This is a genomic window from Streptomyces sp. CoH27 (assembly GCF_020181035.1).
GTDB classification, from domain to species: Bacteria; Actinomycetota; Actinomycetes; order Streptomycetales; family Streptomycetaceae; genus Streptomyces; species Streptomyces camelliae.
The window spans coordinates 29,953-41,934 of the sequence record NZ_JAIQYY010000012.1 but is presented as its reverse complement, the minus strand read 5'-3'; the positions used below and the strand labels follow the sequence as shown (position 1 = coordinate 41,934).

General features: G+C 70.4%; 11 protein-coding genes. 8 read left to right on the top strand and 3 right to left on the bottom strand.

Features of this window, described 5'->3' with window-relative positions; all coding sequences use genetic code 11:
- From LE548_RS21180 to LE548_RS21170, 3 genes are all read left to right on the top strand, one after another.
- Positions 1 to 1,221: AIM24 family protein (locus LE548_RS21180; RefSeq protein ID WP_225098487.1), on the top strand; the 1,221-nt coding region annotated here is incomplete at its 5' end.
- 11 nt (positions 1,222 to 1,232) lie between these two features.
- Complete coding sequence (locus tag LE548_RS21175; RefSeq protein WP_225098486.1) at positions 1,233 to 1,913, top strand: AIM24 family protein; 681 nt, start codon at positions 1,233 to 1,235, stop codon at positions 1,911 to 1,913.
- Positions 1,914 to 1,930: 17 nt separating this feature from the next.
- The gene (locus LE548_RS21170) at positions 1,931 to 2,686 is read left to right on the top strand and encodes an AIM24 family protein (RefSeq protein WP_225098485.1); all 756 of its coding nucleotides are present in this window, start codon (positions 1,931 to 1,933) and stop codon (positions 2,684 to 2,686) included.
- A gap of 252 nt (positions 2,687 to 2,938) precedes the next feature.
- Here the strand turns inward: LE548_RS21170 and LE548_RS21165 are convergent, their stop codons facing one another.
- Both LE548_RS21165 and LE548_RS21160 read right to left on the bottom strand, forming a co-directional pair.
- The gene (locus LE548_RS21165; RefSeq protein WP_225098484.1) at positions 2,939 to 3,460 is read right to left on the bottom strand and encodes an NUDIX hydrolase; all 522 of its coding nucleotides are present in this window, start codon (positions 3,458 to 3,460) and stop codon (positions 2,939 to 2,941) included.
- Complete coding sequence (locus LE548_RS21160; protein ID WP_225098483.1) at positions 3,457 to 4,887, bottom strand: zinc-dependent metalloprotease; 1,431 nt, start codon at positions 4,885 to 4,887, stop codon at positions 3,457 to 3,459. The genes LE548_RS21165 and LE548_RS21160 overlap by 4 nt, the downstream gene beginning before the upstream one ends.
- A gap of 192 nt (positions 4,888 to 5,079) precedes the next feature.
- Between LE548_RS21160 and LE548_RS21155 the strand changes: the two genes are divergently transcribed.
- From LE548_RS21155 to LE548_RS21140, 4 genes are all read left to right on the top strand, one after another.
- Entirely contained in the window at positions 5,080 to 6,192 is a 1,113-nt protein-coding gene (locus LE548_RS21155; RefSeq protein ID WP_225098482.1) for an SDR family oxidoreductase, read from the top strand.
- A gap of 115 nt (positions 6,193 to 6,307) precedes the next feature.
- Positions 6,308 to 6,769: a molybdenum cofactor biosynthesis protein MoaE gene (locus LE548_RS21150; RefSeq protein ID WP_225098481.1), complete on the top strand. Its 462-nt coding sequence runs from the start codon at positions 6,308 to 6,310 to the stop codon at positions 6,767 to 6,769.
- 139 nt (positions 6,770 to 6,908) lie between these two features.
- Positions 6,909 to 7,106, top strand: coding sequence for a hypothetical protein (locus LE548_RS21145; protein ID WP_225098480.1), 198 nt, complete (start codon positions 6,909 to 6,911; stop codon positions 7,104 to 7,106).
- A 25-nt stretch (positions 7,107 to 7,131) separates the two neighbouring features.
- The gene (locus LE548_RS21140) at positions 7,132 to 8,229 is read left to right on the top strand and encodes a PDZ domain-containing protein (RefSeq protein WP_225098479.1); all 1,098 of its coding nucleotides are present in this window, start codon (positions 7,132 to 7,134) and stop codon (positions 8,227 to 8,229) included.
- Positions 8,230 to 8,314: 85 nt separating this feature from the next.
- Here the strand turns inward: LE548_RS21140 and LE548_RS21135 are convergent, their stop codons facing one another.
- Entirely contained in the window at positions 8,315 to 8,857 is a 543-nt protein-coding gene (locus tag LE548_RS21135) for a PPA1309 family protein (RefSeq protein WP_263636376.1), read from the bottom strand.
- 168 nt (positions 8,858 to 9,025) lie between these two features.
- On the opposite strand from LE548_RS21135, the gene LE548_RS21130 reads away from it, so the two are divergent.
- A complete protein-coding gene (locus LE548_RS21130; protein ID WP_225098749.1) occupies positions 9,026 to 11,926 on the top strand; it encodes a UPF0182 family protein in 2,901 nt (966 codons plus the stop codon).
- Positions 11,927 to 11,982 lie beyond the last annotated feature (56 nt).

Below are 11,982 nucleotides of genomic sequence, written 5' to 3'. Positions count from 1 at the left end.
CAGACCGGCGCCGCCCCCGGTTTCGCCCCGCCCGCCCAGGCCACAGCCCCGCCCGCGTTCGCCGCCCCGGCCGCCCCCGCACCCGCCCCGGCCCCCGCACCACAGTCCGCCGCCGCCCAGGGCTTCGCCCCGCCGGCCGGCGGCACGCCCTCGCAGGGCTTCGCCGCACCGACCGGCCACACGCCCCCGCAGGGCTTCGCCCCGCAGCCCGGTCGGATCCCGCCCGGTCAGACCCCGCCCCCGGCCCCCGCGCCGAACGTGCACGGCGCGCCCACGGTCATCGCCCCCCTGAGCCCGCCCGCCGCCGGTACGGTCCAGCCGCCCGCCCCGGCCCCCGCACCGTACGGTCAGCCGCCTCAGCAGCAGCCGTACGGCCAGCCTCCGCAGCAGCCGTCGTACGGCGGTCAGCCGGGCGCGCCGATGCCGCCGGGCTACGGGCAGCAGCAACCCTCCTACGGCGGCCAGCCGGGCGCCCCCATGGCCCCCGGCTACAGCGGGCAGCAGCCCTACGGCCAGGTCCCCGGGCAGCAGCCCGCCGGCTACGGAGTGCCGCAGGGCGGTGCCGGGGTCACGGCCGGGCTCCAGATGTTCAAGGAGACGCCCACCGGGCAGCGCTGGACGCTGCAGAACAAGAAGCTCGTCCGGGTCGACCTCGGCATCGGCGGGCAGCCCGTGCTGGCCCGGCAGGGCAGCATGGTGCTTTACCAGGGCAAGGTCGACTTCAGCTACAAGGGCGCCGGATTCGCCGGGCGCATCGTCGGTCACGCCACCGGCCAGGAGATGCAGCTGATGCGCTGCACCGGCCAGGGCCAGGTGTTCCTCGCCGAGAACGCCACCCAGCTGCACCCCATCGAGCTCCAGGGCGACGCGATCTGCGTGTCCTCGGAGAACGTCCTCGCCTTCGACGAGAGCCTGCACCACGAGGTCCGCCGGATCGAGGGCCACGGCATCCCCGGCGGCGCGCTGTTCACCATGCAGTTCCAGGGCACCGGGACGATCGTCGTCAAGACGCACGGCACGCCCGTCGTCCTGCCGGTCACGCCGACCACCTTCGCCGACTGCAACGCCGTCGTCGCCTGGTCGGCCGCCTCCCAGGTGATCGTCTCCAGCCAGGTCCGCATGCGCCGCAACGCCTACCCGGGCGACACCGGAGAGAGCGTCAACCTCCAGTTCCGGGGAGCGCCCGGCAACTTCATCGTCGTCCAGCCGTACGAGGTCTGAGGGAGCCCGTCATGAACCAGCCGCTCGCGGGCTACGCCCCCGCACCCGTCACCGCCCGCATGGAGAACCACGGCCAGCACATGCTGAAGGTCGCCATGCAGACCGGAAACGACCTCCTCGCGCGCGTGGGGTCGATGGTCGCCTACGAAGGCTTCGTCCAGTACGAGCCGAACCCGCCGGCCGTGCGCCAGATCGCCCGGGACTGGATCACCGGCGAGGGCGCGCCCCTGATGAAGTGCACCGGTGACGGACTGCTCTACCTCGCCGACTACGGCGCCAACGTCGTCGTGATCAATCTGGCCGGCGACGGCATCTCCGTCAACGCGACCAACCTCCTCGCCTTCGACGCCCACCTGAGCTGGGGTGTGGAGCGGGTCAAGGGCCTGGCGAAGTTCGCCGGGCAGGGGCTGTGGAACACCAAGATCTCCGGGCAGGGCTGGGTCGCGCTGACCTCCCGGGGCACGCCGATCGTCGTCGACTGCGGCGGCGGCGAGGATGAGACGTACGTCGACCCCGACGCGCTGGTCGCCTGGTCGCCGAACCTGAAGGTGCGGGGCAAGCGCAGCTTCAAGGCGCAGTCGCTGATCGGCCGGGGCAGCGGCGAGGCCTACCAGATGGCCTTCTCCGGCCAGGGCATCGTCGTCGTCCAGCCCAGCGAGGACAGCACCGACCGCCTCCGGATCCGGGGCTGAGGGGGAGCCAGAACGTCATGCAGAGCCCGCTTTTCGCGCACAACGACCTCCAGACGCAGGAACGCTGGAGCCTTCAGAACTCGCAGCTGCTCCGCGTCACCCTGCAGGGCCACGACGACATCCTCGCCCGCAAGGGCAGCATGGTCGCCTACCAGGGGCTGATGGAGTTCGACGCCGAGTACCAGAGCAACAATCAGGCACGCGCGCGTGCGTACACCGGCGAGGGCCTGGACCTGATGCGCTGTCACGGACAGGGCACGGTCTACCTCGCCAACCTCGCCCAGCACGTGCACATCATGGACGTCGAGCAGGACGGGCTGACCGTTGACAGCTCTTACGTCCTCGCCATGGACTCCTCGCTGCACCACGAGGTCATCGCCGTCGACAGCCTCTACGGCATCTCCGGCTCCGGGAAGTACCAGCTGAACATCACCGGGCACGGCAAGGTCGCCCTGATGACCTCGGGCGCGCCGCTGCTGATGCAGGTCACGCCGGACCGGTACGTCAACTGCGACGCGGACGCGATCGTCGCCTGGTCCACGGGGCTGCGGGTGCAGATGCAGGCCCAGACGCACTCCTCCGGGGTGTGGCGCCGGCGCGGCAACACCGGTGAGGGCTGGGAGCTGAGCTTCATGGGAACCGGGTTCGCGCTCGTCCAGCCCAGCGAGCTGCTGCCGCCGCAGAACGCGGTGATCGGGTCGGGCATCGCCGCCCAGTTCGGCATGGGCCAGCAGGGGGCACGCGGGCAGAACCAGGGGAACGTCTGGAGCTAGCGCCGCAACAGGCAACGTTCGCCCCGTCGCGACGCCCTGCACGCTCCCCCAGAGGGGGTACCCCCACTCGCCGCACCGGCCGAAAGCCCAAGTACGTCCAGTACGAGGGCTTCCGGCCGGCACTCCCCCAGCCTTCGGCCGGGGGGACCCCCAGAGCACGCACCGGACGCCGCTCCTTGACGGGCAAACGTTGCCTGCCGCGGCACTAGCCAGCGGTGCGGGGTGACCGCGAAGGCGGCCACCCCGCATACGTCAGATCCTGGCGAGGGTCGCTTCCAGCAGTCGTACGACCGACTCGTCCGCTGCGTCTGCCACCTCGTCGTAGGCGAACCAGCGCAGGTCGAGGGACTCGTCGCTGATCGTATGCACCGCTCCCGGCGGGGCCAGGACCGCGTACTGGACGTCGAAGTGCCAGTGACACGGCGCCGGGATCGGGTGCCGGTCCAGGCGGACCGGGCCGCCGGGCAGCAGCGACAGCCCGGCGACGCCGGACTCCTCGGTCGCCTCCCGCAGGGCCGCCGCCTCCAGCGAGGTGTCCTCCGGCTCGCAGTGGCCGCCCATCTGCAGCCACATCCGGAGCTTCTTGTGGAGTGTCAGCAGCACACGCTCGCGCGAGGGGTCGATCACCAGGGCGCTCGCCGTGATGTGGCCCGCGTGGCAGGCCTTCCACAGGCCGTCCGGGTGGGCCGCCAGATGGTCCAGATAGGCCTGGCGCAGCTCTTCCTGGCCCTCGTACGCCTTCAGCACGAGGACCGCGTCGTCGTACAGGCTCACTCGGCGTCGTCGCCCTTGCTGCCGTCGTCCTTCTTGTGCAGGTCGGGCTTGTCGGCGGCTTCCCCGAGCATCTTGTCCAGCTCGGAGAAGTCCAGCTGCTCGCGGTGCACGAAGCCGTCCGGGTCGTCCAGGTCGGTCGCCGTCGGCAGCATGTCCGGGTGGGCCCACAGGCCGTCGCGGCCGTCGACCCCGCGCGCGTCCGTGAGCGAGGCCCACAGACGGGAGGCGTCGCGCAGCCGGCGCGGGCGCAGCTCCAGGCCGATCAGCGTGGCGAACGTCTGCTCCGCCGGGCCGCCGGTCGCGCGGCGCCGGCGCAGGGTCTCGCGCAGCGCGTCGGCGGACGACAGCCGCGGCTTCGCGGCCGCGTGCACCACCGCGTCCACCCAGCCCTCGACAAGCGCCAGAGCGGTCTCCAGACGCGCCAGGGCGGCCTTCTGCTCGGGCGTGTCCTCGGGCTGGAACATGCCCTGCTGCAGCGCGTCCTGCAGCTGCTCGGGGTTCTGCGGGTCGAACTGGCCGACCACGTCCTCCAGCTTGGCGGTGTCGACCTTGATCCCGCGCGCGTAGCCGTCGACCGCGCCGAACAGGTGCGAGCGCAGCCACGGCACGTGCGCGAACAGGCGCTGGTGGGCCGCCTCGCGCAGGGCCAGATACAGCCGCACCTCCTCCTGTGGCACACCGAGGTCCTTGCCGAAGGCCTCCACGTTGGCCGGGAGCAGCGCGGCCTTGCCGGCCGGGCCGAGCGGCAGGCCGATGTCGGTGGAGCCGACGACCTCGCCCGCGAGCACGCCGACGGCCTGCCCGATCTGCGTGCCGAACATGGCACCGCCCATCGAGCGCATCATGCCGATCAGCGGGCCCGCCATGGCCTGCATCTCCTCCGGCAGGACATCGCCCATGGCCGCGCCGACCCGCTCGGCGACCGGGTCGACCAGCTCCTGCCACGCGGGCAGCGTCGCCTCGACCCATTCCGCGCGGGACCAGGCCACCGCCGAGGCGGAGCCGGACGGCAGGGACGTCGCGTCGTCCAGCCACAGGTCGGCCAGGCGGACGGCCTCCTCGACGGCCTTGCGCTCGGAGGGGCCGACGCTGGCGTCCTTCGTGCCGTCCGGGCTGCCCTGGGCGACCGTCTGGCGGGCGATCTGCTTGGCCATCTCCCAGTTCACCGGGCCACCCTCGTAGGAGAGCATCTGGCCGAGCTGCTGGAACGCGGCGCCCAGGTCGGTGGGGTTCAGGGAACCGAACATCGCTGCGAGCGGATTGTCGGCGCCGGGACCGCCCAAGCCCCCGGCTCCGGGCAGGCCGCCGAAGCCGAACGGGTTGGCCGGTCCCTGCCCACCACCGCTCTGCTGGTCCTTCTTCTTGCCCTCGTCGCCGTCGTCCGGCTCCTCCGGCGGAAGGCCGAATCCGAATGGGGTGTCACTCACGGGATTCCTCGGCTGGTAAGGCCACCGGTCTGTCTCCGGCGGCGCGGCTGCCCGACAACACCACCCAGCGTAGACACCTGGACCCGATCGGGCCTCGGTGCTTCGCCCACGCAAGGCCTGCGGCAGGATGGATGCACCTGGTACGTACGCGTCACTCGCGCCCGTATTGAAGACAACCGCTGGAGACGCCCGGTGAGTTCCCCAGATCCGCAGGTTCGCGCAGCGCGAAACCCGTCACCCCCTCCTGCTGTGCGTGGGCCCGTCGTCGCGGTCACCGGCGCCGCCGGCGGGGTCGGCGCCCTGCTCACCGAGCGGCTCGCCGCCTCCGGGGAGATCAAGCAGGTCGTCGCCATCGACGAGCGGCGCGGGGAGTGCGCCGACGCCCAGTGGCACATCCTCGACGTGCGCGACCCCGCCATCGCGGACAAGCTGCGCGGCGCCGACGTCGTCGTCCACCTCGCGCTGGACCTCGATCTGGAGACCGATCCGGCGGCGCGCACGGCTTACAACGTCCGGGGGACCCAGACCGTCCTCACGGCCGCCGCGGCCGCCGGCGTGCACCGGGTCGTGCTGTGCACCTCGGCGATGGTCTACGGCGCCCTGCCGGACAACGAGCTGCCGCTGTCGGAGGACGCCGAGCTGCGCGCGACCGCCGAGGCCACCGGAGTCGGGGACCTGCTGGAGATCGAGCGGCTGGCCCGGCGCGCGCCTCGCGCGCATCCCGGGCTCAACGTCACCGTCGTACGGCCCGCCGTGCTGGTCGGGGGAACGGACACCGCGCTGACCCGGTACTTCGAGTCGCCGCGGCTGCTCGTCGTCGCCGGGTCGCGGCCCGCGTGGCAGTTCTGCCATGTCGAGGACCTGTGCGGCGCGCTGGAGTACGCCGTGCTGGAGAAGGTCGACGGGGAGCTGGCCGTCGGCTGCGACGGGTGGCTGGAGCAGGAGGAGGTCGAGGAGCTGAGCGGGATCCGGCGGATGGAGCTGCCGTCGGCGGTCGCGCTCGGCGCCGCTGCCCGGCTGCACCGGATCGGGCTCACGCCGTCCCCGGCCGGAGACCTGGCCTACACGATGTACCCCTGGGTGGTCAGCGGGAGCAGGCTGCACGACGCCGGGTGGCGGCCGCGCTGGACCAACGAGGAGGTCCTCGCGGAGCTGCTGGAGGAGGTCTCCGGGCGGCACACGGTGGCCGGGCGCCGGCTCGGCCGCAAGGACGCCACGGCCGCCGGTGCAGCCGGGGCCACGGTGGCCCTGCTGGGAGCCGCCGCCGTCGTACGGCGGGCTCGCAAGGCTCGGCGGCGCCTCTGACCAGGCCGCCGGCCCCGGCCGGCCGGTCACTGTAGAAGCATCCAAGACGCCTCACGCGCGTGCCTGGTGAATCTCGTATTCCCCGTTGTCACAGGCGTGCGGCACGATGGGGGACATGGCACACGTGAACGACCATCCCGGTGAGCGGGCGGCGCAGGATCCCATCAAGCTGATCGCCGTCCGGGAGACCGCGCTCTCCGTGGACGAGGTGTTCCAGGCCGTCGGGGACGACGCGGCCGGGGGCGTCGCGCTGTTCGTGGGGACCGTGCGGAACCACGACTCGGGCGCCGACGTGGACGCGCTCGGGTACTCCTGCCACCCCAGTGCCGAGGCCGAGATGCGGCGGATAGCGGAGAAGGTCGCGGCCGACTATCCGGTACGGGCGCTGGCCGCCGTGCACCGGGTGGGGGACCTCCGGGTCGGAGACCTCGCCGTGGTCGTCGGCGTGTCGTGCCCGCACCGCGCGGAGGCCTTCGAGGCCTGCCGGAAGCTGATCGACGACCTCAAGCACGAGGTTCCGATCTGGAAGCACCAGAAGTTCTCCGACGGAACCGAAGAGTGGGTCGGGGCCTGCTGAGGTACCGCTGAGATGGGTCACCTGGAGCAATCCTGCCCCTCCGGTTGCGTAACCGGCCCCCTGGCGTGAGCGTTGTCAGTGCGGATGGTTAATCTGCTGATCAGTCAGTTGCGACGCTCATGAGCGTTGGGAGGTCGGCATGGGGGCGCTTGTCTGGCTGCTGATTCCGCTTCTGGCCGCGATCGGTGGCGGGCTCTGGGGCAGCTGGGCCAATCGGACCCGCAAGGTGCGCGGTGACGGGCCCGAGCTGGACGGCTATGCCCGGTTCCGCGCGGCGATGGAGAAGCCCACCCGGGCGCCGGCGGAGCCTGACGGGGGTGCCCTGACGGGCCGCTGACAGAGGCGTCCCGTACTGTCATGGCATGCCACGCCGCACCGCGACGATGCTCGCCTCCACCCTGATGCTGATCGCGCTCCTGTGCGCCGGAGTGCTCATCCCCGTGCCCTACGCGGAGATGTCGCCCGGCCCGACGGTGAACACGCTCGGGGAGCACGACGGCGAGCCGGTGCTGCAGATCAACGGGCACAAGACGTACGAGGCGAGCGGCCACCTGAACATGACCACGGTCCGGGTGACCAGCGCGGACTTCCGCATGAACCTGGTGGAGGCGGTCTACGGCTGGCTGGACCCCGACACCAAGATCGTGCCGCACGACACGCTCTACCCGAACGGCACGACGGAGGAGCAGTCCACCCAGCAGAACGCCGAGGAGTTCAGCCAGTCCCAGGAGAGCGCCAAGGTCGCCGCCCTGAAGGAGCTGGGCATCCCGGTGAAGTCCTGGGTGATCGTCTCCACCGTCGTCAAGGACTCCCCGGCCGAGGGCAAACTGCACGCCGGTGACGTGATCAAGGCCGTCGACGGCATGGCGGTCAAGCAGCCGTCCGACGTCGCCACGCTCGTCACGAAGCACAAGGCCGGCCAGAACGTCGTCTTCACCGTCGTCTCCGCCAAGGACCAGGCCGCCGCGGAGAAGGCGCACAAGACGGCGACCGCGACCCAGGACGTCACCCTCACCACGAAGGCGTCTGACGACAGCGGGCCCAAGCGGGCCATCGTCGGCATCTCTGCCGGGACCGACCACACCTTCCCGTTCACCATCGACATCAAGCTCGCCGACGTCGGCGGCCCCAGCGCCGGTCTGATGTTCGCCCTCGGGATCTACGACAAGCTCACCCCGGGCGACCTCACGGGCGGCAAGTTCGTCGCCGGCACCGGGACGATCGACGACAACGGCACCGTCGGGCCGATCGGCGGCGTCGAGATGAAGACCGTCGGCGCGCGCGAGAAGGGCGCCCAGTACTTCCTGACCCCCGCCGACAACTGCGCGGCGGCCGCCAAGGACACCCCGGACGGGCTGACGCTGGTGAAGGTCAAGACGATCGGCGACGCGCTCGGCGCCCTCAAGGACATCCGCACCGGGAACACCGGCGCGCTGCCCAGGTGCACGACCAAGGGCTGAGCCGCCGCCCGTGACACACGGCTGGGGGCGCCCCGCGAGGCAGGGGCGCCCCCATCGCCGTACCGAGAGAACCGGAAGGCGGCGGTCAGTCCGCGAACGTCGCCGTCAGGGCCTCCGCCAGGCCGGGCACCAGGTCCGGGCCGGTGAGGACCTCCGTCGGGGTGTCCTTCTCGCGCAGCCGGATCGCCGACTCGCGGCTGCCGTCGCGCAGCACCGCGACCGTCATCCGCACCTCCTGGCGCTCGGGGTGCTGGGCGACCCACTTGGTCAGCTTGGCCTCGCTCAGGTTCTGCGGGACCTGCGCCTCGGCGGACGGCGGCAGCATCAGGCGCTCCACCGAGAGCGCGCAGCCGGCCACCGCGTCGGGCCAGGCGATGGTGCCGAGGAAGTCGTCGAGCGGCTTGCCGGACGGGAGCTCGTCCTGCTCGATCGGGGTGAGACCGGCGGTCTCGGACTCGGCCTCCAGGCCCAGCTGGGCCGCGAGCGCGGGTTCCTGGGTCCGCAGCTGCGCGGTGTCGACAAGGGCGAAGAGGCGAGCGGGCTGGTCCCAGCCGAGGCCGGAGACGTACTCGTCGATTTCGAGTACGGCCCGGGTGAGCGGGCTCGCTGCCATGGGAGTGTTGGACATGGTCACAATCCTGCCTCCTTCATGGCCGGAATCGGGAACCGAGCAAACCGTGAGTAAGTTGCATAGGTGTGGGTCCGCGATCACGGGGGGCCACGACGGGTCCGCGAACACGAGGGCCTGACTGACGGATCGACAGCGAACTTCGAGGTGCGCACCTTGGCTTTCCAGATGCCGGACCGCGGCGGAGGCCCGACGGGGCCACGGATCAGAGCGGGCCGCCCGACCCGGGGGGTCCGGACCCTGCTCATGACACTGGGCGTCCTGGCCGTCCTCGGCATGGCGTTCACCATGTTCGCGGGCTTCTGGACGGACTGGCTGTGGTACCGGTCGGTGCACTACTCGTCGGTGTTCACGACCACGCTGTGGACCAAGATCGGGCTGTTCTTCGTCTTCGGTCTGCTGATGGCGGTCGCCGTCGGGCTCAACATCTGGATCGCGCACCGGCTGCGGCCCCCGCTGAGCGCCATGTCCATGGAGCAGCAGAGCCTCGACCGGTACCGGATGGGCATCGCGCCGTACAAGAAGTGGCTGCTGCTCGCCGTCACCGCGCTCGTCGGGCTGATCGCGGGCGCCTCCGCGGCCGGCCAGTGGCGCCTGTGGCTGATGTGGGTCAACAGCGTGCCCTTCCACCAGAAGGACCCGCAGTTCCACCTCGACGTCTCCTTCTACGCCTTCGACCTGCCCTGGTACCGCTTCCTGCTGGGCTTCGGCTTCGCCGCCGCCATCCTGAGCCTGATCGCCGCCGCGCTCACGCACTACCTGTACGGCGGGCTGCGTCTGACCAGCCCCGGCGCGCGGGCCACCGCCGCCGCGACCGGGCATCTGTCGGTGCTGCTCGGCATCTTCGTCGCCCTCAAGGCCGTCGCCTACTGGCTCGACCGCTACGGCCTGGCCGTCAAGTCCAGCGACTTCAAGGCGACCGGCAACTGGACCGGCTTGCGCTACGTCGACGCCAACGCCTATCTGCCGGCGAAGACGATCCTGTTCTGCATCGCCGTCATCTGCGCGCTGCTGTTCTTCGCCACCTTGTGGCGGCGCACCTGGCAGCTGCCCGTCATCGGCTTCGGCCTGATGGTCCTGTCGGCGATCCTCATCGGCGGGCTCTATCCGGCGATCGTGCAGAAGTTCCAGGTCCAGCCCAACGAGCAGGCCAAGGAAGCCCCGTACGTCCAGAAGAACCTCAAGGCGACCCGTGAGGCGTACGGCATCGACGACGCCAAGGTCACCGAGTACTCCGGTCAGTCCTCGACGAAGGACACGACCAAGCTGCGCGACGACGCGAACGACGCGGCAAGCATCCGCATCATGGACCCGAACATCGTCTCGCCGACGTTCCAGCAGCTGCAGCAGATGAAGAACTACTACGCCTTCCCGACCAACCTGGACGTCGACCGGTACAGCGCCAAGGACGGCAAGAACGGCAAGGACCAGGACACGGTCATCGGTCTGCGCGAGCTGAACCTGGACGGCATCCCGAAGAACAACTGGATCAACGACCACTTCCGCTACACGCACGGCTACGGCGTGGTCGCCGCCAAGGGCACCGCCGCCGACGACCAGGGCCAGCCGGTCTTCACCGAGTCCGACATGCCGTCCACGGGCGACCTCGGGACCTACGAGCAGCGGATCTACTACGGCGAGAAGACCACCACCTACTCGATCGTCGGCGGTCCCCAGCAAGAGATCGACTACACCGACAACAACGGCGAGAAGACCACCAGTTACCAGGGCGGGAGCGGGGTCAACCTCGACAACCCGATCAACCGGGCCGCGTACGCGGTGGCGTTCAACGAGCCGCAGATCCTCTACTCGGGCGCGATCGGCAAGGGTTCGCGGATCCTGTACAACCGCACGCCCAAGGAGCGCGTCGAGGCGGTCGCCCCCTGGCTGACCATCGACGGCGACGCCTACCCGGCGGTCGTGAAGGGCCGTATCCAGTGGATCGTCGACGCGTACACGACGTCCAACGGCTACCCGTACTCCTCCCGTACGACCCTCGGTGACACGACGGCCGACTCGCTGACCGCCGCGAACAACAACCGCGCGGTGGTGGCCCAGCAGAACCAGGTCAATTACATCCGCAACTCGGTGAAGGCGACCGTCGACGCCTACACCGGCGAGGTCAAGCTCTACCAGTGGGACACCCAGGACCCGGTGCTGAAGACCTGGATGAAGGCCTTCCCGGGCACGGTGCAGCCGAGGAGCGCCATCTCCGGGGACCTGATGGCCCATCTGCGGTATCCGCAGGACCTGTTCAAGGTCCAGCGCGAGCTGCTCACCCGCTACCACGTGACGGACGCGCAGACGTTCCTCACCGGCAGCGAGGTCTGGCAGGTCCCGGACGACCCGACCAACAAGTCGGGCAGCGCGGTGCCGCCGTACTACCTGAGCATGAAGATGCCCGACCAGACCCAGCAGGCGTTCTCGCTGTCGACGACGTTCACGCCCAACGGCCGGGACAGTCTCAGCGCGTTCATGACGGTCGACTCCGAGGCCGGCAGCGGTGACTACGGCAAGATCAGAATCCTGAAACTGCCGACGAGCACGACGGTCGACGGACCCAAGCAGGTACAGAGCCAGTTCAACTCCGAACAGGACATCGCCGCCGCGATCAGACTCCTCAAGGGCGGCGACTCCGACATCGAGTACGGCAATCTGCTGACCGTGCCGCTGGACGGAGGACTGATCTATGTGGAGCCGGTCTACGTACGCGGCGGCGGACTGAAGTACCCGCTGCTGCGCAAGGTGCTGGTCACCTACGAGGGCAGGACGGCGTTCGAGAACACCCTCGACGCGGCCCTCGACAAGGTCTTCGGTACGACGGCTTCGACCACCCCGCCACCCGACACCGGCACCACCAAGCCGCCCGCCTCCGCCAATCCGACGGTCCAACAGGCCCTGAGCGACGCCCAGAAGGCCTTCGACGCGGGGCAACAGGCCCTGCAGAACCCGAACGGGCCGGACTGGACCGAGTACGACAAGGCCCAGAAGGATCTGAAGGCCGCGCTGAAGCGGGCGGCGGACGCCGAGGCCAAGGCAGGCAAGAGCGGGACGGGAAGCAAGAGTTGATCAAGGGCACCCCGCGCCGTGGTACGGTTACCGAGCAACGGCGCGGGGTGGAGCAG

What these genes read in the sequence shown, in the direction of transcription:
- LE548_RS21175 (WP_225098486.1), top strand. Translation starts at nt 1,233, where the DNA reads ATGAACCAGCCGCTCGCGGGCTACGCCCCCGCACCCGTCACCGCCCGC.
- LE548_RS21170 (WP_225098485.1), top strand. Translation starts at nt 1,931, where the DNA reads ATGCAGAGCCCGCTTTTCGCGCACAACGACCTCCAGACGCAGGAACGC.
- LE548_RS21150 (WP_225098481.1), top strand. Translation starts at nt 6,308, where the DNA reads ATGGCACACGTGAACGACCATCCCGGTGAGCGGGCGGCGCAGGATCCC.
- LE548_RS21145 (WP_225098480.1), top strand. Translation starts at nt 6,909, where the DNA reads ATGGGGGCGCTTGTCTGGCTGCTGATTCCGCTTCTGGCCGCGATCGGT.
- LE548_RS21140 (WP_225098479.1), top strand. Translation starts at nt 7,132, where the DNA reads ATGCCACGCCGCACCGCGACGATGCTCGCCTCCACCCTGATGCTGATC.
- LE548_RS21135 (WP_263636376.1), bottom strand. Translation starts at nt 8,857, where the DNA reads ATGTCCAACACTCCCATGGCAGCGAGCCCGCTCACCCGGGCCGTACTC.
- LE548_RS21130 (WP_225098749.1), top strand. Translation starts at nt 9,026, where the DNA reads ATGCCGGACCGCGGCGGAGGCCCGACGGGGCCACGGATCAGAGCGGGC.